The organism is Pseudothauera rhizosphaerae, from assembly GCF_004801305.1.
Taxonomy (GTDB): domain Bacteria; phylum Pseudomonadota; class Gammaproteobacteria; order Burkholderiales; family Rhodocyclaceae; genus Pseudothauera; species Pseudothauera rhizosphaerae.
This window is the reverse complement of sequence record NZ_SSOD01000006.1, coordinates 65,074-89,984: the sequence shown is the minus strand read 5'-3', so window position 1 is coordinate 89,984 and position 24,911 is coordinate 65,074. Positions and strand designations below refer to the sequence as shown.

The 24,911-nt window shown below is 69.6% G+C and carries 23 protein-coding genes; 11 read left to right on the top strand and 12 right to left on the bottom strand.

Annotated elements, in window-relative coordinates; genetic code table 11:
• Positions 1-8 precede the first annotated feature (8 nt).
• Positions 9-1,406: a putative O-glycosylation ligase, exosortase A system-associated gene (locus E6O51_RS09220; RefSeq protein ID WP_230976745.1), complete on the top strand. Its 1,398-nt coding sequence runs from the start codon at positions 9-11 to the stop codon at positions 1,404-1,406.
• 31 nt (positions 1,407-1,437) lie between these two features.
• Positions 1,438-2,916, top strand: a complete 1,479-nt coding sequence (locus E6O51_RS09215) for a polysaccharide lyase (RefSeq protein ID WP_136384698.1) — start codon at positions 1,438-1,440, stop codon at positions 2,914-2,916.
• A 9-nt stretch (positions 2,917-2,925) separates the two neighbouring features.
• Here E6O51_RS09215 and E6O51_RS09210 read toward each other — a convergent pair whose 3' ends face one another.
• The 8 genes from E6O51_RS09210 to E6O51_RS09175 form a co-directional block, all read right to left on the bottom strand.
• Complete coding sequence (locus E6O51_RS09210) at positions 2,926-3,711, bottom strand: SGNH/GDSL hydrolase family protein (protein ID WP_136384697.1); 786 nt, start codon at positions 3,709-3,711, stop codon at positions 2,926-2,928.
• Positions 3,708-4,880 (bottom strand): OpgC family protein, encoded by a 1,173-nt coding sequence (locus E6O51_RS09205; RefSeq protein ID WP_136384696.1) that lies wholly within the window; start codon positions 4,878-4,880, stop codon positions 3,708-3,710. Before E6O51_RS09205 ends, E6O51_RS09210 begins: the two co-directional genes overlap by 4 nt.
• A 179-nt stretch (positions 4,881-5,059) precedes the next feature.
• Positions 5,060-6,286 (bottom strand): carboxylate--amine ligase, encoded by a 1,227-nt coding sequence (locus E6O51_RS09200; protein ID WP_136384695.1) that lies wholly within the window; start codon positions 6,284-6,286, stop codon positions 5,060-5,062.
• 12 nt (positions 6,287-6,298) lie between these two features.
• Positions 6,299-7,258: a polysaccharide deacetylase family protein gene (locus E6O51_RS09195; RefSeq protein WP_136384694.1), complete on the bottom strand. Its 960-nt coding sequence runs from the start codon at positions 7,256-7,258 to the stop codon at positions 6,299-6,301.
• Positions 7,255-7,869, bottom strand: a complete 615-nt coding sequence (locus E6O51_RS09190; RefSeq protein ID WP_136384693.1) for an arsenate-mycothiol transferase ArsC — start codon at positions 7,867-7,869, stop codon at positions 7,255-7,257. Before E6O51_RS09190 ends, E6O51_RS09195 begins: the two co-directional genes overlap by 4 nt.
• Positions 7,866-8,930, bottom strand: a complete 1,065-nt coding sequence (locus E6O51_RS09185) for a polysaccharide deacetylase family protein (RefSeq protein WP_136384692.1) — start codon at positions 8,928-8,930, stop codon at positions 7,866-7,868. Before E6O51_RS09185 ends, E6O51_RS09190 begins: the two co-directional genes overlap by 4 nt.
• A gap of 1 nt (position 8,931) precedes the next feature.
• Positions 8,932-9,795 carry a hypothetical protein gene (locus tag E6O51_RS09180; protein ID WP_136384691.1) on the bottom strand — a complete coding sequence of 288 codons (864 nt, stop codon included), beginning with the start codon at positions 9,793-9,795 and terminating at the stop codon, positions 8,932-8,934.
• Between the two features lie 6 nt (positions 9,796-9,801).
• The gene (locus tag E6O51_RS09175; RefSeq protein WP_136384690.1) at positions 9,802-10,965 is read right to left on the bottom strand and encodes a carboxylate--amine ligase; all 1,164 of its coding nucleotides are present in this window, start codon (positions 10,963-10,965) and stop codon (positions 9,802-9,804) included.
• A gap of 105 nt (positions 10,966-11,070) precedes the next feature.
• On the opposite strand from E6O51_RS09175, the gene E6O51_RS09170 reads away from it, so the two are divergent.
• From E6O51_RS09170 to E6O51_RS09135, 8 genes are read left to right on the top strand one after another with little or no spacing between them, the layout of a single operon-like run.
• A complete protein-coding gene (locus tag E6O51_RS09170) occupies positions 11,071-11,319 on the top strand; it encodes an acyl carrier protein (RefSeq protein ID WP_136384689.1) in 249 nt (82 codons plus the stop codon).
• 6 nt (positions 11,320-11,325) lie between these two features.
• Complete coding sequence (locus tag E6O51_RS09165) at positions 11,326-12,165, top strand: hydrolase 2, exosortase A system-associated (RefSeq protein ID WP_136384688.1); 840 nt, start codon at positions 11,326-11,328, stop codon at positions 12,163-12,165.
• Positions 12,162-13,070, top strand: coding sequence for a hydrolase 1, exosortase A system-associated (locus E6O51_RS09160; RefSeq protein ID WP_136384687.1), 909 nt, complete (start codon positions 12,162-12,164; stop codon positions 13,068-13,070). The genes E6O51_RS09165 and E6O51_RS09160 overlap by 4 nt, the downstream gene beginning before the upstream one ends.
• An 11-nt stretch (positions 13,071-13,081) precedes the next feature.
• Positions 13,082-14,032 carry a glycosyltransferase family 2 protein gene (locus E6O51_RS09155; protein WP_211091371.1) on the top strand — a complete coding sequence of 317 codons (951 nt, stop codon included), beginning with the start codon at positions 13,082-13,084 and terminating at the stop codon, positions 14,030-14,032.
• Between the two features lie 6 nt (positions 14,033-14,038).
• Complete coding sequence (locus E6O51_RS09150) at positions 14,039-15,124, top strand: sugar-transfer associated ATP-grasp domain-containing protein (protein ID WP_136384685.1); 1,086 nt, start codon at positions 14,039-14,041, stop codon at positions 15,122-15,124.
• Between the two features lie 28 nt (positions 15,125-15,152).
• Complete coding sequence (locus E6O51_RS09145) at positions 15,153-16,214, top strand: sugar-transfer associated ATP-grasp domain-containing protein (RefSeq protein ID WP_136384684.1); 1,062 nt, start codon at positions 15,153-15,155, stop codon at positions 16,212-16,214.
• Between the two features lie 40 nt (positions 16,215-16,254).
• The gene (locus E6O51_RS09140; RefSeq protein ID WP_136384683.1) at positions 16,255-17,760 is read left to right on the top strand and encodes a lipopolysaccharide biosynthesis protein; all 1,506 of its coding nucleotides are present in this window, start codon (positions 16,255-16,257) and stop codon (positions 17,758-17,760) included.
• Positions 17,761-17,765: 5 nt separating this feature from the next.
• Positions 17,766-18,824 carry a hypothetical protein gene (locus E6O51_RS09135; protein ID WP_136384682.1) on the top strand — a complete coding sequence of 353 codons (1,059 nt, stop codon included), beginning with the start codon at positions 17,766-17,768 and terminating at the stop codon, positions 18,822-18,824.
• 184 nt (positions 18,825-19,008) lie between these two features.
• Here E6O51_RS09135 and E6O51_RS21840 read toward each other — a convergent pair whose 3' ends face one another.
• From E6O51_RS21840 to E6O51_RS09120, 4 genes are read right to left on the bottom strand one after another with little or no spacing between them, the layout of a single operon-like run.
• Positions 19,009-19,971: a glycosyltransferase family 2 protein gene (locus E6O51_RS21840; RefSeq protein ID WP_168735235.1), complete on the bottom strand. Its 963-nt coding sequence runs from the start codon at positions 19,969-19,971 to the stop codon at positions 19,009-19,011.
• Positions 19,959-21,713, bottom strand: coding sequence for a hypothetical protein (locus E6O51_RS21835; RefSeq protein WP_168735234.1), 1,755 nt, complete (start codon positions 21,711-21,713; stop codon positions 19,959-19,961). The genes E6O51_RS21840 and E6O51_RS21835 overlap by 13 nt, the downstream gene beginning before the upstream one ends.
• A gap of 23 nt (positions 21,714-21,736) precedes the next feature.
• On the bottom strand, positions 21,737-22,702 hold the full coding sequence (locus tag E6O51_RS09125; protein WP_136384680.1) for a polysaccharide deacetylase family protein: 966 nt from the start codon (positions 22,700-22,702) through the stop codon (positions 21,737-21,739).
• Entirely contained in the window at positions 22,699-24,069 is a 1,371-nt protein-coding gene (locus E6O51_RS09120; protein WP_136384679.1) for a phenylacetate--CoA ligase family protein, read from the bottom strand. Before E6O51_RS09120 ends, E6O51_RS09125 begins: the two co-directional genes overlap by 4 nt.
• A 132-nt stretch (positions 24,070-24,201) precedes the next feature.
• Here E6O51_RS09120 and E6O51_RS09115 point away from each other — a divergent pair, with 132 nt between their 5' ends.
• Positions 24,202-24,867 carry a tetratricopeptide repeat protein gene (locus E6O51_RS09115; RefSeq protein WP_136384678.1) on the top strand — a complete coding sequence of 222 codons (666 nt, stop codon included), beginning with the start codon at positions 24,202-24,204 and terminating at the stop codon, positions 24,865-24,867.
• Positions 24,868-24,911: the final 44 nt, after the last annotated feature.

Below are 24,911 nucleotides of genomic sequence, written 5' to 3'. Positions count from 1 at the left end.
GGATTGCGATGTCCATGCGTGACCTGCTGCTGTTCCTGATCGTCATGCCCGGAGGGCTGATCGCCCTGCGGCATCCCTTCGTGGGCGCGATGCTGTGGACCTGGATCAGCATGATGAACCCCCACCGCCTGGCATGGGGCTTCATGTACGACGCGCCTGTGGCGGCCTATCTGGGCCTGTGCACCCTGATCGGCGTGCTGCTGACGAAGGAAAAACGCCCCAGCCCCTTCATCGGGGCGCCCACCGTCTGGCTGGCGATCCTGATCGGCTGGATGTGCCTGACCACGCTGTTCGCATTCGATCCCGGAGCGAGCTTCGGCCAGTTGCAGAAGGTGCTCAAGATCGACCTGATGGTGCTGATCACCATCATGCTGCTGCGGACGAAGCGGGAGATGATGGTCTTCGCCTGGGTGATCGCCCTGTCCATCGCCTTCTACGGCGTGAAGGGGGGCATCTTCACGTTGGTGACCGGCGGCGGTTCGCGGGTGTGGGGGCCGCCCGGCTCCTACATCTTCGAGAACAACGCCCTGGCCGTGGCCCTGATCATGACGGTGCCGCTGCTGCGTTTCCTGCAGACCACCCTGATGGAGAAATGGCAGAAATACGCCATGACCGCGGGCATGGTGCTGTGCGGCGTGTCCATCCTCGGGTCGCACTCCCGCGGCGCCCTGCTGGCCGTCAGCGGCATGCTGGCGGTGCTGTGGTGGCGGGGGCGGAACAAGTTCATGAGCGGCCTCGTCATCCTGGGTTGCGGGGCACTGGCCCTGTCCATGATGCCCGAGCGCTGGTGGGAGCGGATGGAAACCATCGCCGCGCCGGAAGACCGCTCCGCGCAGGGGCGGATCAACGCCTGGATGATGGCGTACAACATCGCCAGGGACAATTTCCTCGGCGGCGGTTTCAGCATCTACAACCCCGGCGTCTATGCGGCCTACGCGCCCGACCCGACCTTCATCGTCTCGGCCCACAGCATCTATTTCCATATGCTGGGCGAGCACGGTTTCATCGGCCTGACCATCTACCTGCTGTTCTGGTTCTCGGTCTGGCGCTGCGCCGGATGGCTGCGCAAGCACGGCAAGGCGCAGCCGGAAACGATGTGGTGCGCGCACCTGGGGGCCATGGTCCAGGTTTCCATCGTCGGCTTCGCCATCGGCGGCGCCTTCCTGAGCCTGGCCTACTTCGACCTGCCCTACAACGTGATGGCCCTGACCGTCGCCGCCCGCTACTGGGTCCAGTCGCGGGGATGGGAGCGGGAGCCCGCCTTCGAGCCCAACGGCCGTTTCATGAAGATTCCCCTGTTCTTCGGCGACAGGCTCGTCCCCAAACGCCCGGGGTTGGGCGACGGCAAAGGCCGGCACGCCGGCCGGGAGGCGGCGCGGGCGGCGAATCCGGGCGTTTCCGGCTAACCAGCCGCCTTTCCGGCAGGAGTTTCCTCCGATGATGTCCCGCGCCCCCGTTCTCGCAAGCCTGCTGGCGCTGCTGCCGGTCGCTGCCGCCGCCCAGGCGCCGATCTCCGATGCGCTGGACGGCATGACCTGCGGCGCCTTCGTTTCCGCTGCCCACATGGCCTGGCAGCGCAAGGGCGGGGACTGGGTGGATGCGGATTCGAAACCCTTCGGCACGGTAGCCTACGCGGAAACCTACGTTGCGTCCGGCGCCGTGGGGCAGACGGTCCGCATCGACGTCACCCGCCTGGCCCGGGCGTGGATGCAGGGAACGGAGCCGGTGGGGGCGGTCTTCCTGGCCGTGCCGCCCGGCGGCGAATCCGGACGGGCCCGCTTCCACAGCCGGGAGAGCGCGGACCGGGGGGCGCGGCCGAAGCTGGTGCTGCGGCAGGCCGGCGGCAGGACGTCCGAATTCGAGCCGACGGCCGACAGCACGCTCAACTGCACCACCACCAAGAGCCTCGGCACCGCCAAGACCATCACCGTGGGCCCCGACTCCAACGCCATCCTCGCGCTGCCTTTCCCGCGGGAAGGCCTGGCTGGCATCGAGCAGGCGGAACTGGTGCTGACCGTGCAGAAGCAGTACGGCGGCGGGGCGATGGTCGCCCTCTATCGCCCGCTGCTGCCGCGGGCGGAGAAGCAGGAGGTGGAGCCCGGCCTCTCCCGCGCCTATCCCGGGGACCGGGGCATCGCCGGGCATCCCGCCGTCGTGTTCGCCGAGAGCTTCGAGGACGACGGCTGGAAGTCGCGCCTGTCCAGCGTCACCAGGACCAGTCATGCGGCGCTCTCGGGATCTGCGCGGGAGGGCCGCTTCGAGCCCTTCGACGGCCGGGCGCTCAAAGTCACGGTTCCCAAGGGAAGCCTGCTGGGGCTCAACGCCCTGTACCGCTTCAAGGAAAAGACCGGGCAGGAGCCGGAGGAGATGTACTTCCGCTACGCGCTGCGTTTCGGCGACGACTGGGATCCCCACATCTCCGGCGGCAAGATGCCCGGCTTTGCGGGAACCTACAACCGCGGCGGCTGGGGCGGGCGGCACGCCGACGGCACCAACGGCTGGTCGGCGCGGGGCACCTTCTTCCAGGCCCGGGACCACGGTTCCGCGGTGAGCCGGCTGCGGGGCATCGGTTCCTATGTCTATCACGCCGACAAGAAATCCGGTTATGGCGCGACCTGGGGATGGAACCTGGGGCCGACCGGGGCGCTGGAGAAGAACCGTTGGTACAGCGTGGAGCAGTACGTGCGGATGAACACGCCGGGTAGGAAGGACGGCGTGCTGCGGGCGTGGATCGACGGCCGGCTCGCCTTCGAGCGCACCGACCTGCGCTTCCGCGACGTGCCCGATCTCAGGATCGAAACCCTGTGGCTGAACGTCTACCACGGCGGTACCAAGCCCACGCCGCAGGAGATGTCGCTCTACATCGACAACCTGGTCATCGCCCGGGAGTACATTGGGCCGCCGAGGCACCCTTGACAGGTTGAATCAGGGGCGCGCCCGTTCCACCGCGTCGGCGATCATCCAGCCGAGCGTCTCGCCCAGGCAGGCATGGATGGCGTCGGCGTTGGCGCGCTGGAGGTCGCGGTCCTCGGTGGCGAGGTCGAAGCGGCCCTGTTCGGACCAGTGCTCCATCACCTGGTAGCGCGGCATCAGCCCGACGTTTTCCCGGCGCGACACCCACCACAGATAGCCGCGGTAGGGTTTGGCGTTGGTCAGCAGTTCGGTGTAGGGGCCGTACTGCATGTCCATCAGGATCACGTCGGCGCCGCGCTCGCGCAGGCTCTTCAGGCCGCGCGCCACCGCACGGCCGAACTGCTGCAGCGAGGCGTTGCGCACGGCATCGGCCGTGCCGGTCTGCCAGATCACCAGGTCGGGCCGCAGCGCCTGCACCGCGCCGATGTTGCGCAGCATCCGCACGGCGGTATGGCCGGGCTGCGACACCACCTCGACGCGGATGTCGGCGGAGGGATAGTGCCGCGCGAGGCTGGCGCGCAGATGGGCGGGATAGGCCTGGCTGGTGCCGCTGGCGCCGTCGGTCGATGAGCGCGTGCCCCACACCACCACCGTCAGCCTGCCGCCGCCGAGCGCGCGCGCGCTGTTGGCGAGCGGCGGGTTGTGCTGCAGCAGCTCGGCGGGCACGCCGCAGGGCGGCGCTTCGGCTTCCTCCGCGGCGGCGGACGCGGGCGCGCCGCCGAGCGCGCAGGCCAGCGCCGCGGCGATCAGCCGATGGACGAAACGCCGCGGGCGTGCCGCGTATCCGACCCGTTTCATCGTGCCTCCAGCTCCCGTTTCCGTAGCGCCGCACTGCGCACCCGGCCGCCATACCAGCTCAGAACATACGCGAGCGCGCACATCGCGGCTATCCCCGCGACGCTCACCGCCAACTGCGCGGCCACGCTGCCGTTGAATTCGATCAGCACGAGGTGGCCGGCGAAGGACAGGAAGATGCCCAGGCAGAATACGTGCAGTGAATGCCGCCCGCACACGATCAGCGGCCGCACCCAGCGCCGGGCGAGCCAGTGGGCGTCGCGCGGCACGCAGCGCAGCGTGAGGTGGGCCAGCGCGAGGAAATGGGCGAGGCGCAGCGTGTCGAGGCTGGTCTTGTCGATGGGGTACATCCAGTCGGCCAGCCAGCCGGGTATCCAGGCCTCGACCGCGGGGACGCTCCAACTGGCGACGACGACCGCGGCGGCGGCGAGGTAAACCGCCGCCGCCACGTCGACCGCGCGCCGCCAGCCCGCGGGCCACTTGCCGACGGCCGGATGGAGGGCGCACCAGGCGCCGATCACGAACAGGAACTGCCAGGCGAAGGGATTGAAGTACCAGCCGTTGCCGGGCGGGTAGGCGGGCAGGTTGAGTTCGGTGAAGCGCACCGCGACGAAGAGCGCGAGCGAGATCGCCAGCGCCGCCGACGGCCGCCGCAGCAGCAGCCACAGCAGGGGCGGGAAGCCGAGCAGCAGCACGATGTACATCGGCAGCACGTCCATGTTGGCCGGCCGGAATTCGAGCAGCAGCGCTTCCAGCAGGGCGAGGTGGGGCGCGTCGAGCAGCCGCGTGACGTTCATCTCGTCCATGTACATCGGGTTGCCGAAGTGCTCGGCGACGTAGCTGATCTGCGCGGTGTAGAACAGGAACAGGATGAGGTGGGCGACGTAGAGCTGCCAGCAGCGCCGCCACACGTGCAGCGTGGTGAAACCGAAACCCTGCTGCTGCAGCGGCCGGCGGTAGGCGAGCGCCGCCGCGTAGCCGGAGATGAAGACGAAGATCTCGGTGGCGTCGGAGAAGCCGACGTTGCGCACCGTCAGCCAGCTGAAGAAGTTGTCCGGGATGTGGTCGAGGAAGATCCACCACAGCGCCAGGCCGCGGAAGAAGTCCAGCCGCAGGTCGCGCGTGCCGGCGGGGGGCTGGATCGGGGCGGGGAGCGGCGGGGAGCGGAACATGGGCGGGTGCGCGACGGTGGCGCATTCGGCCGCCGGTTCAACGAGTTGGCGGCCTGGACATTCAGACAGGGCCTTTTACCATGATTCAGAACCGCATCGTTCCCGCGACACTTTTCGAGAAGAACTGCGTCGTCCGGATTCAGGCCGGCGGCTTGCCATCGTCGCCCCGCGGCACGTAATCAGGACGGGAGCAGTTTCCGCACGACGTTGCGCAGGTCGGCGAAGAAGGGCCGGGGGTCGTCGCCGCTCCACAGGTAGTAGCGCACCTTCGGGCGCAGGAAATCCCGCAGGTAGCGCCAGGCCTCATGGGCCGGGCGGCGGCGGAAATGGGGGTCGGCGATGCGTCCGGGCTGGAACAGGATGCGGGCCAGGCGCTTCAGTTCCGTGCTGCCCATGCGGCAGCGCAGGTCGTCGGCGAGCGGGGGCAGTTCCGGCATGCGGCCCAGGCCCTGCAGGCCGTAGGCGAGGAGTGCGAAGCCGGCGCCGGCATGGACCGCGAGGGGAAAGCTGCCCCAGAAGCGCCCGTTGATCTCCATCAGCACCGCCTCGCCGGTGGCCTCGTCGAGGCGGTATTCCACCATGGCCACGCCTTCCCAGCCCAGGGCCTGCAGCAGGGCGATGGAGCGTTCCTGCAGATCGGCGTGCTGCGACAGGGGCACCGCGTCGCAGACGCTGGAAAAACCCCCTTCCGGCGGCCATTCGGCGATGCGCAGGTGCTGGAAGCGGCGCACGGCGCGGCCCTCGTGCATGAAGAAGAACTGCCCCAGGCCGCGCCCCGGGCAGTATTCCTGGACCAGGGGCCAGACGCCGGCCGCCTCGTAGCGCCTGCCGATGGCGAGCAGGGCGTCCGCGTCCAGGGCGTATTCCAGCTTGCGCGGCTTCAGGTTCAGGGGCTGCAGCCGCCGGGCGGCGCTCATGGGGTCGGCCCACTTGACGATCACCGGGTAGCGCACCGAAGCGGCCGCCCGCTGCCAGTCGGCAAGAGTCTCGCAATGGACGCTGACGGGCACCCGTATGCCCACCTGCCGGGCAAGTTCCAGCGTGCGGGTTTTGTCCAGCACGCTGCGGAAGGCTTCCGGCGGCGGCGTGACCGCGCGGACCCTGCCCAGGCGGTTGGCGTTGGCGATGAGCCAGGTGAGGTCGGTTTCCGAGATGGCCAGCAGGACCGCCTCGCCGTACTCCTCTCCCAGGGCGCGGATGCGTGCCACCAGCGCTTCGTCCCGCCGGGGGCCGGCCACCAGGCCCCGGTGCAGGTAGCGGGACGTAAGGCCGATGGAGTTGGCGCGATTGGCGAGCCCGATCACGGGAATGCCGGCCCGGCCCAGTTCGCGGATCACGCCGAGGCCGATCTGGGTGTCGATGCCCAGCACGAGGCAGGGCGGGGAGGGCGGGGCCGTCGTTGTCACGGAAATCCTCGTTCAGTTCAGCCGGCGCAACGCCTGCTCCACGAGGCGCCGCCCGGTCGCCAGGCGCCCGCTGCGGGCGAGGGCGCCATCCGGCGGTGCCGGCGTCCACTCCAGCGCGTCGTGAAAGCCCCGCGTGGGCAGGGTGTCCCGGTGCCGGGCCAGGTGGCGGCACAGGGCTTCGAAGCGGGACACCACCACCTTGTCGGGTTTGCTGCTGCCGGCCCGCAGCATCTCGAAATTGTGGGACAGGAGGGTGACGCACCCGTGTCCGCGGGCCGCGGAATCCGCCAGCACATCCTTCAGCTCCGCGAAGCTGCAGGCGCCCACCTGGGCCGGGCGCAGCCGGCCGCGGCCGTCGCGGAAGACGGTCATGGGCACCAATTGCAGCGCGCCGTGGGGGCGCGGGAAATGGAAGGGCTCGGCGTCGCGGATGTCCCGGCCGGAAACGGAGGCACACATGTTCAGGCTGGAGTCGTAGCGCAGCCCGCAGGCTTCGGCGGCCAGCAGGGTGTCCCGGTTGGCGCCGAAGCTGCCGGCGCGGAAGGCGTTCACATCCCGGGCGCCGGCCCCGCGCAGCAGGTCCAGGCCCAGGGCGATCAGCCGGGTCTGCTCGTCCAGGGAGTAGTGGAAGAGATGCTGGCGCTTGTAGGGCTTGTCCGGGAAGACGGCGGGGCGGATTTCGTCCGTCCATTCCGGGTGCAGGTGGAGCTGCACTTCCTGCCCGGCGTCCTGAATCATGCCGACGATGGTTTCCAGGTGGCGGGCGCCGAAGCGGGCCGAGAACAGGGGTTCGACGAAGAACACCCCCTTCAGGCCGTGGGCCGCGAGGAGTTCCAGCGTCCTGGGCAGGGCATATTCCCCCGCCGCCGAGCGCCCGTAGACGTAGCGCTCGAAGGCCGCGGGGAAGCGCTCGTCCAGCGCGTTCCAGTCGTTGCACCAGATCTCGATATCGAAGGTGAGGAAGACGTTCATGGGCGCGTGCTCGGGCTGTCGGCCGCGGCCAGTTCGGCCACCAGGCGGCGGACGGCGGGCTGGATGACGGCGAAGCAACTGCGGTAGTACTCCACCGACAGGGTGTGGGGGTCGTGGATGTGGTAGCGGATGGGCCGCGCCCAGTGGCCGAGGAGCGCGATCTGCCGGGGTGGGATGCCCCGCGCCGCGAGGCGGTGGGCATGGCGCAGTTCCATGACCAGCAGCAGGTCGCCGGGCTGCAGTTCGTAGTCGCCGATGTCCGTGGCCCGGTGCCCGTCCAGGGAGATGCCGAACTCCGGCGCGATGCCGCGGGCGATCTCGGTGGCGCGGGCGCCGGTGGTGGTGGCGAGCCCGATGGACGCGCAGCGGGCCTTGCCCGCGGCGGCCACGGCGTGGGCGAAGGCGCTGCGGTTGATGTTGCCCAGGCAGACGAAGACCAGCCGTTCCACCGCGGCCGGCTCGATGTGGCGGAAGCGCTCCCGCGGGCCGAACACTCCTTCCATCTGCCCCAGCAGGTAGCGCACCCAGCCCCGGTGCGTGCCGTGGTTGGTCTCGATCAGGTGGAGGATGCGCGCGAACCGTCTGCGCACGCCGGGCGGGATTGCGTTCATGTGGGTCGTGGGGCCGTCGTTTTCCGCCGGGCGCGGGGGGCCAGCAGGCGCTTGATTTCCATGAAGCCGGAGAGTTCGGCCTCGAATTCGAGTTCGGAGACGCGGTCCCCGTCCAGGATGCGCGGCAGGGCCAGGCGTTCGTGGCCGGGCGCGCACAGGCCGTTGTCCGTGGTGGTGGCGCTGACGACGCCGGCCGCACGCAGGTGGGGCAGGTGTTCGGGTTCCCACTCGCCGCTGGGGTAGCAGAAGTGGGTCGCCGCGGTGGCGGTGACGGCCGCCAGCCGGGCGCGATTCGCCGCGATCTCCTCGGCGATGCAGGGTTTGCCGCCAGCCGTGACCCGGTGGCGGTGGGTGTGCAACTGGAAGTCGATGCCTTGGGCAGCGCATTGCGCCGCCTCGTCCAGGCTCATCAGGTGGAAGAAGCGGCCGTCCCGGATGGCCGGCCAGTCGGTGCCGAGGGCCTCCGCCACCGAGCCGAGCAGGTTGTCGTGCTGCGCCGCATCGAGATGGGCGGCGGCATGATCGCGGATCGCCGCCTGCACCTCTTCCCGCGCGGTGGCATCGTCCAGGTCCACCCGCCCGCCGAAGGGGAGCGGCAGCCGGGCGCAGTCCAGGGTGCGCTGCGGACCCGTCTGCAGCAGGTACTGCAGGGCGACGCCGAACACCGCGGTCTGCTTCTCGGCATGGTAGGTGGTCAGATAGATGGTTGCCGGCAGGCCCCGGCGCACCAGTTCCGGCACCATGTGGCGGTAGCTGCCGTACCAGCCGTCGTCGATGGTGATCGCCACCGCGGCGGGCGGCAGCGTGCCGTGGTCCAGCCGCTGCAGGGCCTCGCCCAGGGGCAGCACGGGATAGCCCCAGGCGCGCAGCAGGTCGAGGCGCCGGGCGAAGCGCCCGGGCTGCATGTAGAGGAAGTTGAAGGGGTTGGGCTGCCCCTCGGCCAGCCAGATGCCGTGGTAGCACAGGATGCGCAGGCGGTCCGCGGTCAGCCGGCGGGCGAATCCGAACAGGCCCGCCGCCTTCGCGGCCCGCAGGGCGGTTTCCTTGAGTCCGGGGGCCATGTCAGCGGTCGTCCTCGTGCCAGCGGAGCAGGGCCTTGCGCGGCCAGACCATCATGTGGATGCGGGGGACGTAGGCGCCTTCCCGGAACAGCCGCTGCCGCGTGGGCGAGCGGGCCAGCGCCCCCGACGTGCCGACCCTGTCCACCCCGGTCAGGAACATGCGCGCGCCGTGCCGTTCCGGGTAGTCGCGGAGATAGCCCAGCCGGGGGCTGATGGTCCGCAGCGCGGGATCGCGGAACCAGCTCGATGCCATGACACCCCGGTACGCGGGATTGAGCTGCAGGATTTCGGCGAGGCGATGGTAAGTGGCGCGCCAGCCTTCCTCGTGGAAGGTAGCGAGGCTGTCCGGATGGGCATGCAGTTCCAGCAGGGGGCGGAAACCGCCCGTCTCCAGGGCCACGGTGCGCAGCATCCGCAGTTGCTGGGCGAAGCCTCCTCGCAGCAGCAGGCTGCGGGGGATGCCGGAGGCAGGCTGCGCGAATTCCGCGCCCACCGGGATGAGCTGCCCGGTGAGGATGGCGTGGTTCTTCTTCCAGCGGTCGGCGGCGGGGGCCACCGGGGTGCCTTCGTCTTCGAGGGCTGCGAGGATGCGTTCGTGCTCCGCGGCGTAGAGTGCGGTGACGGAGGCGGGCAGCGCGATGGGGGCGCGTTCCGGACCCGCCTCCCGCAGCAGCGAGGCGAGTTCGTGGCGGGCGAGTGGATCGGCCGCCGCGGGCGGGATTGCGGTGGCCGGCAGGGGGCGGCCCGCCTCGCAGGCCTGCCACAGGTCCGGCCAGTCCGCGGCGAGACGGGAAGCGAGCGTCTCGCACAGTCTGGCGGCGCGGTCGCGCACGCCAGGAATGTCGGGGGACGGCGGGGCGTTCATGGGGGCTCAGTGGGCCGGCAGCAGGCGGCGCACGGCACGCAGGGCCTGCCCGGGGAGCTTGCGCAGGCGGCGGCGGACGGTGAGGGCGAAGGGGGCGGGGTCCGTCCGTTCCGCATAGACGCCCTTGATGGGCCGTCCCACCAGGAAGGCGGGATGGTGCAGCAGCAGCCAGCCCAGGGCCGCCGGATCGCGTTCGCCGTTGATCCACAGGCCCTTGCCCGTCTGGGTGCCGGCCTGGGCGCCGAGCCCGGCGCCGACCCGGTATTCGATCAGGGGCAGGTTCACGCCGTTGGCGATGCACAGGCCCACCCAGAAGTCCGTCCGGCCCACCGTGGGCTCGATGACCCAGGAGGTACCGTCCGCATCCTTCTTGAGTTCCAGCGAGACCGGGCCGGACAGCTCCAGGCCTTCGAAGAAGCGCACCGCGAGCTCGTTTACCTCGTCGGACGGTTCGGACACGGCGATGGTGGTGTGACCCATGGGGCGCGAGCGCAGCTTGCGGCCCTCGAAGCGGGCGACGACCCGGCCGCGGTCCAGGTACAGGGCGCCGAAGCGGATGTGGCCGTCGTCCCCGGGGATGAATTCCTGCACGATCACCGGCATGCTCTGGGCCAGGCGGGGCCGTGCCGCGTCCAGTTCCGCCGCGGAGTGGGCGACGATGGTCTTGAAGGCGGAGACGGGGCGTACCGGTTTGGCGATCACCGGGAAGCGCAGGCCGGCGAGCTGTTGCGCGAGCTGCTCGAGATTCTTTACCAGGACCGTGCGCGGATAGGCGATGCCGGTCTGTCCGCAGCGTTCCTCGATGTGCTGCTTGTGCAGCAGGGGCAACAGCCTCGCGGCGGCGTGGCCCCAGCTCAGCACGTAATGCCGTTCGATCTCGTCCACGTGGCGGCCGATGGTCTCGGCCATGCGGTCGTTGGTCAGGAGCAGCACCGGCCTGCCGGCATCGCCCAGTTCCGGGGCGAGCCTCAGCAGCGCATCCACCAAGCCCTCGCCGTTGATGTCCGCCACCGGATGGATGCGTGCGCAGGCCGTGCGCAAACCGGGAAGCTGGGGATTGGCTTCAAGGGCATGCACCGGCACGCCGGCACCGTGGAGGGCGCGGGCAATGCCGAGGCCATGCGCGCAGAGTCCGACGACCACCGCGGGCGGATGGGCAGGATCTATCATGGGCAAGTTCCGTGTCATTGCACCCATTTTGTCACGAGGACGGCACCCCTACTGCACATATAATCCACGAATCATGCGTTGCCGTGGCACGAAGAGAGAACAGCATTGGACCTGCTACAACAGATACTGACGATTCTCGACAACACGCTCAGCCTGCAGGGCCGCACTGCGGGAATGGAGCGCGAGTCCCCCCTGCTGGGCGCCATTCCCGAACTCGATTCCATGGCCGTGGTGGCGATCATCGCCGCGGTCGAGGAGCGTTTCGACGTCGTGTTCGAAGACGACGAGATCGATGGCCAATCCTTTGCCACCGTCGGGTCGCTGGTCGATACGGTGGCCGCCAAGCTCGGCTGAACTGCGGTGACGTCCGGCATCCAGGCTTTTCACCTGCCGGTGCCGGACGGTTTCCGGTTCTGCGTCCTGCGCGCGCCGCCCGCAGGGGTGGAGCGCAAGGGCGGGGTGGTGCACATCCCGGCCTTCGGCGAGGAGATGAACAGGTCCCGCCGCATGGTGGCGCTGCAGGCCGACCTGCTGGCCGCCGACGGCTGGCTGGTGATGCAGATCGACCCCCTCGGCACCGGCGACAGCAGCGGCGACTTCGGCGACGCAGGTTGGGACGCCTGGCTGGCCGACGTGAAGCTTGCGGTGGACTGGATGCGGGGCCAGGAGGTGGGCGAGATCTGGCTGTGGGGCCTGCGGCTGGGGGGGCTGCTCGCCGCCGAGGCCGTCCGCCGCTTCGATCTGCGCTGCGGCCTGCTGCTGTGGCAGCCTGTGACCAGCGGCAAGCAGCATCTGCAACAGTTCCTGCGCCTGTGGAAAGCGGCTCGGATCGTCGGCAAGGCGGTGGACGAGACCCGTTCGCCCCAACAGCGGCTCGATGCTGGCGAGCCCGCCGAGGTGGCCGGCTATTCCATTTCTCCCGCGCTGGCGGGCGGCATGCAGCACGCCGCCCTGAGCGCCGTCGCGGCAGTGCCCGCGGTGCATTGGCTGCACATCGGTGCCCCCGGAGCGCTGGAGCCGACCCCCGCCTTCGCGCGCCTGCATGAAGCGTGGACGGCCCGGGAAGTGCCCGTTTCCTTCGCCGCCGTGGAGGGGCCGCCCTTCTGGCAGACGCAGGAGATCGAGGAAGTCTCCGAACTGCTCGCCCGCACGCGGGCGCTGATGGCGGCCGGCATCGATGCGGCGAGGCGTCCCGCATGAGCGAGACACCCCTCGTCTTTCCGTGCGCGGGCGAGCTCCTGGTGGGCGTGCTGCACCGGCCCGTGCAGCCGGCAAGCGTGGGCGTGGTCGTCGTCGTGGGCGGACCCCAGTACCGGGCCGGCAGCCATCGCCAGTTCACCTTGCTGGGCCGCGAGCTGGCCCGCGCCGGTTTCCCCTGCCTGCGCTTCGACTACCGGGGCATGGGCGACAGCGCCGCACCCCGGCGGGATTTCCAGGCGGTGGACGAGGACATCCGGGCCGCCATCGACGCGCTGCTGGGGCAATGCCCGGAACTCGGTGGCGTGGTGCTGTGGGGGCTGTGCGACGGGGCCTCGGCGGCGCTGATGTATGCCCCCGCCGATTCCCGCGTGGGCGGCATCGTCGCGGTCAATCCCTGGGTGCGCAGCGAAGCCACGCTGGCCCAGGCACGCGTCAGCCACTATTACGCCCGGCGTCTGTTCGATCCCGCCCTGTGGCGCAAGCTGGTGTCGGGGGATTTCGCCTGGCGGAGTTCCCTGGCGGATGCGGCCACATCGGTGTGGCGCGTGCTGCGTGCCCGGTCGTCGAAGCGGTCGCCGGCCGGCAAGAGGCCGGCGGGTTTCCAGCAGCGCATGGCCATCGGCTGGCAACATCTGCAGGGCAAGGTGCTGTTCGTGTTGAGCGGCAACGACCTCACGGCGGCGGAGTTCCTCCACCACGCCCGCAGCACGCCGTCGTGGCAGCCCTTCCCGGAAGAGGGCGGCGGTGCCCTGCACGTCGTCGCCGAGGCCGATCACACTTTCTCGCGGCCCGAGTGGAATGCCCGCCTGACCGACCTCACGCTGCAGTGGCTGGGCACGGTCGCGGCATCCCGGCCGCATCCATCGCCGCTGCGCGAGCCGTGCGCGCAGCCGGACGCAGCATGAGCGCAGAAGCCATGAACGCACCGCAACCCCTCGTCTCCGTCGTCCTCCCCGCGTACAACGTGCGCGAGCACATCGGCGAGGCGATCCGCAGCATCCATGCGCAGCATTACGGCAATCTGGAGATCGTCGTCGTGGACGACGGCTCCACCGACGGCACCGCCGACCACGTGGGCGCCGAGTTCCCGGACGTGCGCCTGTTCCGCAAGGCCAACGGCGGCGCGGCCACGGCGCGCAACCTGGGGATGCGCGAGGCGCGCGGCGAGTACGTGGCCTTCCTGGACGCGGACGACGTCTGGCTGCCCGGCAAGCTGAAGGCGCAGATCGATTACCTGGACGCCCATCCGGACCTGGGCCTGGTGTGCGGCGGTTTTTCCTTCTGGACGGCGGATGCGGACGGTTCTTTTCCCGACCCCGACACCCTGTTTCCGCCGGTGGGCGAAGCCCCGCCCGAGGCGGAGAACTCCGGCTGGGTCTACCACAAGCTGCTGCTGAGCAACTTCGTATGGACCTCCACCGTGGTGATGCGCCGCGCCCTGATCGAGCGCATCGGCGGCTACGACGAGAAACTGCGGCTGGGGCAGGATTACGACTACTGGCTGCGCGCTTCGCGGGAGACGGAAATCCATCGCCTCGGCGCGGTGATGGCCCTGTACCGGCGCCACGACGCCAGCGCCACCGCGCGGGGGCGGGGGAGCCCCGGCACGAACCACGCGGTGGAGATCATCCAGGCCGCGGTGCAGCGCTGGGGGCTGGCGAGCCCGAACGGGGAGGCGATCTCGCAGGACGAGTTGTCCGCCCGGCTTTTCGGCATGCGCGTGCGCGCCGGCTACGGCTGGTACCACAAGGGCCGCACGGCCAAGGCCCGCAACGAGTTCCGGGAGGCCGTGAAGCTCAAGCCCTTCAGCCTCAAGCCCTGGCTGTATCTGGCGCTGTGCGCCCTGCGTCCGGCGCGGGATGCGTAGCCTCCCATGAGCCTGGGCACCCTCATCGCGGGCTACCGGCGGGCGGTGGCCGATGCCGTGAAGCTGGGCGGAAAGTCCGTCCCGGTCGCCTGGGCGCAAGTGCTGTACGCCCGGCTCGTCCATGGCTTCGGCCCGTTCTATTACGCCCAGTTCTCCCTGTACCGGGTGCCCGCCGGGGCCTGGGGAAGCTTCGTGGAGAGCGTCGAGGTGAATGCCTGCACCCGCAGGATGAACGCCGCGGGGCAGCGGCTGGTCACGGACAAGCTGCAGTTCCATGCCTGGCTGACGGCGGCCGGGGTGCCGACGATCCCCATCCTGGGTGTGCTGGCCGGGCCGGGAGCGTCGCCGTCTGCGGAAGGGTTCGCCGTCTTTTCGGATGCGGAGTCCTTCGGCCGGGCCGCCGACGGCTTTCCCGACGGATTGTTCTTCAAGACGGTGGACGGCGCCCACGGGGATGGCGCCTTTCCCGCCGTGCGGCGCGGGAGCGGCTGGTGCTTCGCCGGGCGCGAGGGGACGGCGGCGGATCTCTTCGAGCACTGCATGGCGCATCCCGCCGGCCATTCGGGCTGGCTGGTGCAGCCGCTGATCCGGCCCTGCGCGGAACTGGCCGCCGGGCTGATGCCGCGGGCGCTGGGGACGGTGCGCATCGTGACCCTGCTGCGGGGTGGGACCGTACATCTGTTGGCCGGGTTGTTGAAGATTCCCGTGGGCGACAGCGTCACCGACAATTTTTCGGAAGGTGCGAGCGGCAACCTCGTTGTGCCCGTCGATCTGCAAACCGGGACGCTGGGCGCCGGTGTGATGTCCCGACACCGGGACTGGCCGACCATGGTGACCCTGGATCGCCATCCCGACACGGGGTGCAGGATTTCCGGCTTCCAACTGCCGTTCTGGGACGACACCATCGGCCTGATTCGCCGCACTCAACTGGGCTTGCGCGAAGCGCCCACCCTGGGCTGGGACGTGGCCCTGACCGACGGCGGGCCGCTCATCGTCGAGGCGAACGCCGGCTACGGCGTGGAACTCCACCAGGTCGCCGAACAGCGGGGCATGCGCAGGGAGCTGTCCGCCATTCTGGAGGCACGGGCATGAGCGCCGGAAAAGCGGAGCCGGTCCCATCGTGCTGACCCGGTTGCGTTCGTTCTCGGCCGTCATGGCGCGCAAGGCCGGTGCGGGCGGGCTGCCCTTCTCCCGCCAGCTCGCGGAGATGGCCTGGCTCTATGTCTTCCGTGGCCTGGGGCCGGGCTACTACCTGATGGCCCGCTTCTGGCGCCCGGAGCTGCCGTTTGCGGAAAAGGCGAAGCACTGGAACGGGCGCAAATTCCTCCGCTTCGTCCATCGCATCAACGATCCGGCCTATTTCAAGATTTCCCAGAACAAGCTCAGCGAGAAATGTCTGCTGGCGGGGCTGAGGATTCCCACCACGCCGCTGATGGGCCTCTTCCATCCACGGCAGGGCCATGCCGTGGCCGGCCGGCCGCTGACCACGGTCGCGCAACTGGAAGCCGTGCTGAAGGAAGCCGGTGGCGGCGGATTCTTCTTCAAGCCGGCCGAAGGCGACAGCGGGCGGGGCGTGTTCGCCCTCGATACGGTGGTGGACGGCGAGCGCCTGCTGTTCTCGGACCCGATTTCCGGCGCAGCCGTGAGTGCCGATGAACTGGAGCAGCGCCTGCTGTCGTCCCCGGCGGGGTATGTCGTCGAGCGCACCATCGCGCAGCACGAGGCCCTGGCACAGTTGAATCCCAGTTCGGTGAATACGCTGCGCATCTGGGTCGTACACGATTGCGGCGGCGTACACGTGGTGGGTGCCTTCCTGCGCGTGGGCCGCGTCGGCAGCGTGGTGGACAACACGGCCGCGGGGGGGCTGGCCTGCGCCATCGACCTGGAAAGCGGCGTGATCGTGCGTGCGCTGGACCTGACCCTGGAACGCAACGAGCACCTGTGCCATCCGGATTCCGGGCGACCCCTGCAGGGATTGCAGATTCCATATTGGAAGGAGTGCGTCGAGGTGGCCTGCACGGCGCTGCGCGTGCTGCCGGGAGCGCGTTTCTCCGGCATGGACATCGCCGTGACCGGTGAAGGGCCGCTGGTGGTGGAATACAACGTGGAGGCCAACCAGCGGGGCGCGACCCATTTCGATGTGCCGCACGGGACGCTCTTTTCCGGCTTCGAAACCCAATGACCGATTCCCGGCCGCGATGACCGGGTGACGAAAGAAGAACATGCCGAACGTATCCTCCAAGATCGTCAGGGGTGCCGCCTGGATGGTCGGGTTGCGCCTGCTGCAGCGCAGCCTGGGGCTGATCAGCACCGTCGTCCTGGCGCGCCTGCTGCTGCCCGAGGATTTCGGCCTCGTGGCCATGGCCCTGGCCTTTTACGCGCTGGTGGAGCTGATCGGTTTCCTGGGCTTCGATGCAGCCCTGATCCGCAAGAAGGCGGCCGACCGGGTGCATTACGACACGGCGTGGACCCTGGGAATTCTGCTCAAGGGGGCCACCGCCCTCATCCTCTACCTGTCGGCACCCGCGGTCGCCGCCTTCTACGACGAGCCGCGCATCCGGGAGATTCTGTACGTTTTCGCCCTCGTCTCCCTGGTCGGCGCCTTCGAGAACATCGGCATCGTCAACTTCCGCAAGGAGCTGAGCTTCGACCAGGAGTTCCGCTTCCAGTTGATGAAGAAGCTGATCAGCGTGGTTGCCACGGTGGCGCTGGCCCTCTATTTTCGAAGCTACTGGGCGCTGGCCTTCGGCATGCTCGCGTCGGCCATCGTCGGCGTGCTGCTGAGCTACGTGATGCACGCCTACCGCCCCGGGTTCTCCCTGGGGGCCTGGCGCGAAATGCTGGGGTTCTCGGTCTGGATGTCCATCGACCACATCATTTCCTTCATCCGCGAGCGCGGCTCCGATTTCGTGGTCGGCAAGTTCCTGCCCGCCCAGGCCCTCGGCGCCTATCGGGTGGGCAGCGAGCTGGCATCCTTGCCGACGACCCAGTTGTACCTGCCGGTGATGCGGGCGGTTTTCCCCGGCTACGCGAAGATCGTCGACGATCCGCAAGCCCTGCGCAGCGTCTATCTGTCCACCCAGGCGAGCATCGCGACCATCGTGCTGCCGGTCACGGTCGGACTCGTCCTGCTCGCCGAGCCGCTGGTGCTCCTGCTGCTCGGGCCCCGCTGGGGGGAGGCGGTGCCGCTGGTCCGGGTGCTGGGCCTGTACGGCATCACCCGGCTGCTACAGGGCAACCGGAACGCGCTTTTCGTCGCCAAGGGCAAGCCGTCCTGGCTCGCGGCGCTGGGCCTGCTGGAGGTGACCGTCATGTTCCCGCTGATCTTCTACTGGCTGCTGAACGGCGGTGAGGTGGTGATGGTGGGGTGGGCGAAAGTCATCGCGTCGCTGGTGATCCTGCCCTTGGGCGTGTATCTGGTGTGTTCGGTCGTGGCCATGAGCGGGCGCGATTTCCTCGGCACGGTGTGGCGGCCGGTGCTGGCCTGCGGGGCGATGAGCCTCGCGGTATGGCTCGTGGGCCGCAGTCTGGACTTTGCGCCGGACGAAGGCGGGGCGGCGCTGGCATTGGCGGCGCTGGTACCCCTCGGCGCCCTGGTCTATCTGGTTGCCCTGGGCGCGTTCTGGCTGGTGGCGGGAAGGCCGCGGGGCATCGAGTATTCGGCCCTCGCCCTGCTGGGCCGGTGGCCCCGCATCGCTGCGCTGGTGCGCAGAATCCTGCCGAAGTGAAAGGCATGAACGCCCGGCCCGGCCGCGGCTCCCGGTCGTTCTGGCGTCGGTTCGTGTGCATGGCGGCGCTTGCGCTCGGGTGCTTCGCCGGGGGCGGCGCAGCCGAGGCGGCGCCGGACGCGCTCGCCAGCCTGGCCCGGCAGACCGAAGCGGGCACCTTCCGGCGTTTCGACGCGCCTCTGCCGGCGGGAACGGGAAGCTTCAGCGAACTGTTGCGGGTCGATACCGAGGACGGCAAATCCCTGGCGATCCACGGCTGGTCGGATTCGGGACACTGGGACCCGAAGCGCAAGCGGGCGTACTTCCTGGGCCTGCGCCGCTACCTGAAGTTCATCTGCTTCGACGAGCGCCGCGGTGCATGGCTCGAACTGGGCTGGCAGGGGGATGCGCCGGCGCGCTACGAGCAGTTCGGGCACATCTACGGCAGGACCGCCCTGGACTGGCGCCGCGGCCACTATTACCGGCTGGGCGGGGAGGCGGGTCTCTACCGCTACCTGATCGACGAGGAGCGCTGGGAGGCGCTGCCCGGCGCGCCGGTGACCGGGTTCGTCCCGATGGAATGGCACTACGGGCTCGACAGGCTGGTGGCGCTGGGGCGGGGCGGCCATCTGTTCGCCTTTCGCGACGGCGAATGGACCCGTATGGGGCGTTCGGCCGTGGACGGCTACCATTCGCTGGCCCGCTTCAACGCCAAACGCGGCGACATGCTGGTGGCCGGCGGCAACGACAGCCCGCGCAAGGTGGATCTCATCGACGGCAAGGGGACGGTGCGCCACCTGCGCGACGCGCCCTTCGACATGCTCATCAAGAACACCGACCTGAGCTACGACCCGGTTTCCGGCAACTACCTGGTGTTCTGGTCGGGGGGCAGGGTGATGTACGAACTGGACCCGGAGCGGGACGAATGGCGCCTCGCGGCCGAATGGAACGCCATCACCTGGCCCTTCGGCTACAGCCCGGGCGGGGCCGGCATGGTGCCCATCCCCATCGACGAATACGGCGTGATCCTGTGGCTGCACGAGAGCGGGGCGTTGGTGTATCGCCACCGTAGCGTGTTCCATTAACCCGGCAATCAATCAGGTGATGTCAAGTGAAGTACGGCGCCGCTGCTCCCTCCCCTTCAAGGGGAGGGCTGGGGTGGGGATGGGTCTATCGACGGGCTGAACCGAAACCCATCCCCCTCCTGACCTCCCCCTTGAAGGGGGAGGAACAAACCATCCGGACCATTACGTGTATTTGATTGCCGGGTTAATGGCCCCCTTCGGCCCGGCTACGCAGGATCGCGCGGATGTGTGCCGGGGCACCGAGCAGCAGGGGCGGGTCGGCGGCGAGCAGGGACAGCAACTCCCGGGGCGGGAGTTCCCGGCGCTTGAGGGTGGACAGCAGCCCCCGCCACACTGCGCGCCGGGCGCCGGCGATCTTTTTCTGCAGGCGTTCGGCGGCGACCGGGTGGCCGGAGACCAGGGGTTTCATCAGCAGCCGGGAACGCAGGAAATAGATGCTGCGCATGAGGCTCTGGCGCGAGTTCCAGCCGCCCGAGGAGAAGATGTTGACGCCCCGGCCGAGATGCGTGTCGATGCGGCGCGAGATGAACACGCGGGGGCGGCGGGCGGCGATGGTGGTGGCGAACAGGCCGTCCTCGCCGGCCGTGCGCAACCCGCCGGCGAAACGGATGCCGCTCACCAGTTCGCGCGTCAATACCATCGAGCACGTCGAGCCGATCGGGCCGTAAACGGTGTAGTTGATCAAGTCGTCGTCCAGTTCCACGGCCCAGTCGACGCCGGCGATGGCTCTGGTTTTCAGCGCATCGCCGTAGAAATGCCCATGGGCGCGGGTGCCCTTGTCATCAATGCACCAGTCGGCGGTGTAGAAGTCGTAGCCGTGGTCGAAGGCGTACCTGGCGGCGCTCAGATGATAGGGGGCCCAGCAGTCGTCCGAATCCACGAAGGCGACGTAGCGTTCCTCACCCAGATGGTCGAGGCCGAGGTTGCGCGCCGAGCCCGGGCCGCCGTTCCTCTTTTTCAGGATGCGGACGCTGAAATGGGCCGGCCAACTCACCTGGGCGACTTCGGGCTCGGGCGGAGCGGGCGATTCATCGTCGACCACATAGACATGGACCGGCTCTGCCACGTCCTGCAGGGCGACCGATTCCAGGGTACGGGCCAGGATGCCCGGCTGGCGCTGGAAGTAGGGAATGATTACGGCGAACACGGGGGGACTCCTGGGTGCTCTGCGTCGAGTTCGGGGTGGGCCGCGCCCAGGGGCAGCACGAAGGACCAGGATTGCGTGCCGGCCTGAAGCGCAATCGGCTCCCCGGCGCAGGCGTGCCCGTCGGGCAGGCTGGAGTGGAACGGGGTGCAGCGGATGCCGGATGCCGCCGGCAGGGGGGCGGTCAGCGCGTGGCCGAGGGGGTTCAGGTAGATCGCGGAGGCGTCGGGGGCTGCCGCGATTTCCAGCGTGGAGGCGATGCGCAGCACGGGCGCGTCGCTCACGTCCAGGGACAGCCGTGCCCGCAGGCCGGCCGCGGCCTTGCGGTGGAGGCTTGCATGGCGTCCGAAGCGGCCATGGAACAGGCGCCAGTCCAGCGCCGAGATCGCGCGTTCCAGCAGGGAGCGGGCGGGCGGGCGGAAGACGATGCGCGGCTGGCCTTCCAGTTCGATGCGCACGCCGTCTTCCAGGGGCGTCACAGTCACCGTGTCGAAGTCCGACAGGGCATGCAGTTCGCCCGCCACGTCGAAGATCGGCGTCCACCCGGCCAATGCCGGGTTTGCCAGCAGGTTCGCCTTCTTCAGCCGCAGCGGCGGGGGAACGCGGGGGGCTCCGTCGGTGCCGGCCAGGTGCAGGATCACGCCGCCCGCGTAGCGCAGGTCCGCCGCGTTGCGGCTGAAGGACTGGGGCGGCTGGCCCCGGGTCGTGAGCAGGGCATGGGTGCCGCGGGGAGAATGCCAGGACAGGAGGCCGGCCTGCGCATCGTGGAAGCAGCCGGGGTCCGGCTTTCGCCAGATGAAGTCGCCGGTCCGGGGTTTCAGCGCCGCGAGATGGCAGGCCATGCCGACGACGGCCGCCGCCCAAGCGTTGTACACCGACAGGTGCATGTAGCCGTCCCAGCTCGCGGTGCCCGATTGCGCGCCGCCGGGAGTGAGCCACAGCAGGCCGTCGGGGCGCCGCTGGGCGGACAGGCGGGTGGCGAGGGCGGCGACGGATTCCGGTGCGGATTCGTGTACGCCGAGCAGGAGCATCGCCGCGAGCAGGCAGGCGTCGCCGAACAGGGCGTGGTTGCTACGCCCCAGCCCGCCCGCGTAGCCGGCTGGGTTCCAGCTCCGGGCGGCCCAGTCCAGCAGGCGCCGGGCGTGGTCGGCGAGGGCGGGGGCGTCGTGGAAGCGGCTCGCCAGCGCGGCCAGGAACAGGGCCTTGTGGTGGTAGGCGAGGGGCGTGGCGAGGTGTTCCGTCGGCCGTTCGGGGAAGTCGATGAACCCGCCCGCGGGCGTGGTCCAGCGTTCGAACAGTTTGCACAGGCGGGCGGATTCCCGCTCCCGCCTGTCGGGCGGTGCTTCGAGCAGGCGGCAGGTCTGGGCGAGAAGGGTCCAGTTATTGGAGGGATAGGTCGCGCGCAACCGGCAACGCCGGATCGCGGCGCGGACTTGCCCGAGCTCGCTGGCGTCGGCGCGGCGTTGCTCCATGACCTGGGCGAGCAGGACCAGCAGCAGGCGATTGAAGGGCAGATGGCCGAGTCGGGCATCGTCCGTGGTGATCCAGGCCTGCAATGCTTGCCGGGCCCGGGGCCAGTCGTCGGCGCCGCGCACAAACAGGGCCAGGGCGGCGGCGGTGTTGCCGTAGTGGTCGGGCGGTGTGGGCGCCTGCCGGATGGGGTCCAGCAGGCCGCGCTCGGGGTCGATGTGGGCGCGGAGGGCGGCGGCGAGCCCGTCGAGCAGGGTGTCGACGGCCGCCGGCACGGAAGGCATGTGTCCGGGCATGGTCAGTGCGCGCCGGCCAGGGTGCGAAGCATGCGCAGCATGAAGCGGGTCGGGGTGTTGTCCCACGGCGTGTAACGGGGGAGCTGGAAGGGGTCGTGCCGCCCGGCGGCGGCGACCGGCGCCGTGCTCACGGCCAGCTCGAAGCCGCAGTCGCGGACCATCTGCGCATGGCGGTCGGCGTAGTCCTTCTCCGGGCGGCCGTTGGGGTAGGCGAAGCTGCGGACCGGCGCTTCCAGCAGGGTTTCCAGCCTTTCCTTGCCGGCGCGGATCTCGTCCAGGGCTTCGTCGTCGTCGAGGCGGGTCAGGATGGGATGGCTGCGGGTGTGGCCGCCGATCTCCACGTCCGGGCTGCGGTGCAGCGCGCGCAACTGGTCTGTGCTCATCATCAGGTCGTCGGGCAGGTCCACCCGGAAGCGCCGGGCCAGGGCTTCGGCCGCGGCGAGGCGCTGGGCGGGGGGCTGGTATTTGAAGTGGCCGATGAGTTTGCCGATCAGGGCCCGGCGGTCGGCCAGCGTGCGGATGTCGATCGTGCCGAGACCCTCGTCGCCGAAGTCGTGGCGGCCTTCCGGGAGGCGCCGGGCGAGTTCGATCAGGGTGTCGTTGAACATGCGCCCGCCGTCCAGGAAGGCGGTGGCGACGAAGAAGGTGGCCGGCAGGCCGAAGGACTGCAGCGCGGGAAGCGCGGTGGTGTAGTTGTCGGCGTAGCCGTCGTCGAAGGTGATGCAGGCGGCCCGCGCGGGCAGGCTGCCGTCCTGCAGCCGCCGGGCCGCTTCCCGCAGGGGCAGCACGCGGAAGTGGTCGGCGAGGAGCTTCATCTGCCAGCGGAAGCGTGCCACGTCCGGCAGGCCGGACAGCAGCGGGTCGGGCCGCTCCAGGACGCGGTGGAAGATCAGGATGGAGAGCTTGCCGCGCCGGCCGCCCGGGGACGCGAGGCCGGCGCCGAGGGTGAAGGGGTGCAGGGGCTTCATGGGGTTTGCCGTCCGTCTTGGGGGCTGACCTTGCACACGATGTGGCGGAATTTCCCGTTCGCCAGGGGCGGGATGTCGTCCACCTGCCGGATGCGGGTGCCGGTGCCGGGGCCGAGCAGCCGGCGCACGTGGCCCGCGAGCCGGGTGGACACGGACTCGGCGAGGGGCTGGTCGAGCACGAGCAGGATTTCCAGGGATTGTAGAGCGTCCTGGACGATGCGGTAGGCCTTCAGGCCGGGTATCTCCCGCATCAGGTGGTTGATGGCGCTGCCGTGGATCCACGCGCCGTTCTCGCCGACCAGGCCGTCGTTGCTGCGGCCGGCGACTTCCTCCAGCACGGGCAGGCCGCGGCCGCAGGCGCAGGGGGTGGCGGCCAGCCGGCCGCGGTCGCCGGTGCGGTAGCGGATGAAGGGGAATTCCGGCCCCACCAGGTTGGTGACCAGGATGTCGCCCTCGACGCCGGGCGGCACGGGCCTGCCCTGGGCGTCCACGACCTCGACGATCACCTCCTCGGCGGTGACGTGCAGGCTGCCCGCGGGGCATTCGCGGGCGATGAAGCCCGCGTCGCGGGCGCCGTATTCGTTGGCGATGCCGCAGCCGAAAGCCTCGTGGATGGCCTGCCGCCATTCGGGGCGCAGCACTTCCGAGGTGCAGAAGGCCACCCGCACGCCGACGTCGTTCAGCGGGCGGCCCTTGTCGAGGGCACGCCAGGCGAGCCGCGCCAGGGCGGAGGGGTAGCCGAACAGCATCTTCGGGCGGAAGCGGCGCATGTCGTCCAGGACCCGATCCAATTGGGCAGGGCCGAGCTCGCGGGTGGGGACCAGGCGGGAGCGGAACAGCCAGTCCCGGAACCGGCGCACGCGGTCTTGGGCGTCGTTCTCCAGCGCCGAGTTCCACAGCACCATTTCCCGGTCGCCGACATCCACGTCCCACCAGCGCGTGGCGCGCCACTTGGCGGCGATGTCGAAGCTGATGCGATGCAGGCCGAGTCTGAAGTGCAGGGGCTCGCCGGAGGAACCGCTGGTCTGCAGGGCGATCAGCCTGTCCGCGCCACGCGCGCACCAGTCCGTGGCGTGGCTGCGGATGAGGGTCTTGTCTACGATGGGGAGCGTGGACAGCAGTTCGAGCGGGTCATCGGTCTTCGCCGCGGCGGCGGGGTCGCCCACGCGGTCCCTGTAGAACGGGACGCTGCCGGCGACCGCCTGCAGCAGCGCCTTCAGGCGTGCGGCCTGCAGGGCGCGCAGCCGGTCGGGGGCGTACCACTGGGTCGCCTCCAGTTCCCGCAGGATGCGCGTCGTGTCGTGTCCCTTGAGGCGCTCGTGGAGCGGGAACAGGATGTTTGCGACGATGGGCGTGTAGAGGCTCATCTCGTCTTTGTCAGGATGCCGGCAGCGTGGCGGAATGGCTCTCTATTGTGTGATGTTTCCTTGTCTGCCGCCCGTGGCGAAGCGCACGCTTGCGGACGTTGCGGCAAGAACCCGGTGTTACGGATCGAGCTTATGGACCTGAGACGGCATGTATCGAGGGTATTGCTGGTGTGCGGCGGGCTGGCCGTGCTTGCCGGCGCCCATGCGCAGGAGATGGATTGCGGAGATCCCTTCGCGAAGACGTCGAACGGACCCTACGACTATCGCACCACGACCGCGGACAAGAGGGCGATGGTCGAGGGGCGGCACTTCACCGAGGACGTGCGCATGATGCGCAAGGGGAGTTCGACCAAGAACCTTGCCGGCGACATCGCCTATACGCTCAACGTCTATCCCAACCATCCCCAGGCGCTGATGACCATGGCCGAGTGGTCCATGCGCTCGGGCCGCAATCCCCCCGAAGGCACGCGCTACACGGTGGAGTGCTGGTTCGAGCGCGGCGTCCGCTTCCGCCCGGACGATCCCATGGTGCGCATGGCCTACGGCATCTACCTGTTCCGCAAGGCCAGGCACCAGGCTGCCGTCACCCAGTTCGAGGCGGCGCTGAAGAACGGCGGCGACTCCCCCAACCTGCGCTACAACCTGGGGCTGGCCTACTTCGAGGTGGGGGATTTCGACAAGGCGCTCGCCAGCGCCCATTCCGCCTACCGGGGCGGATTCTCGCTGCCGGGGTTGCGGGACAAGCTGAAGCGGGCCGGGCGCTGGAGCGAGCCGGAGCAGCAGACCGCCACCAACTGAAGCGGCAATCGAACGCCGGCAGCCATCGGGGTGGGAGCGGGCTT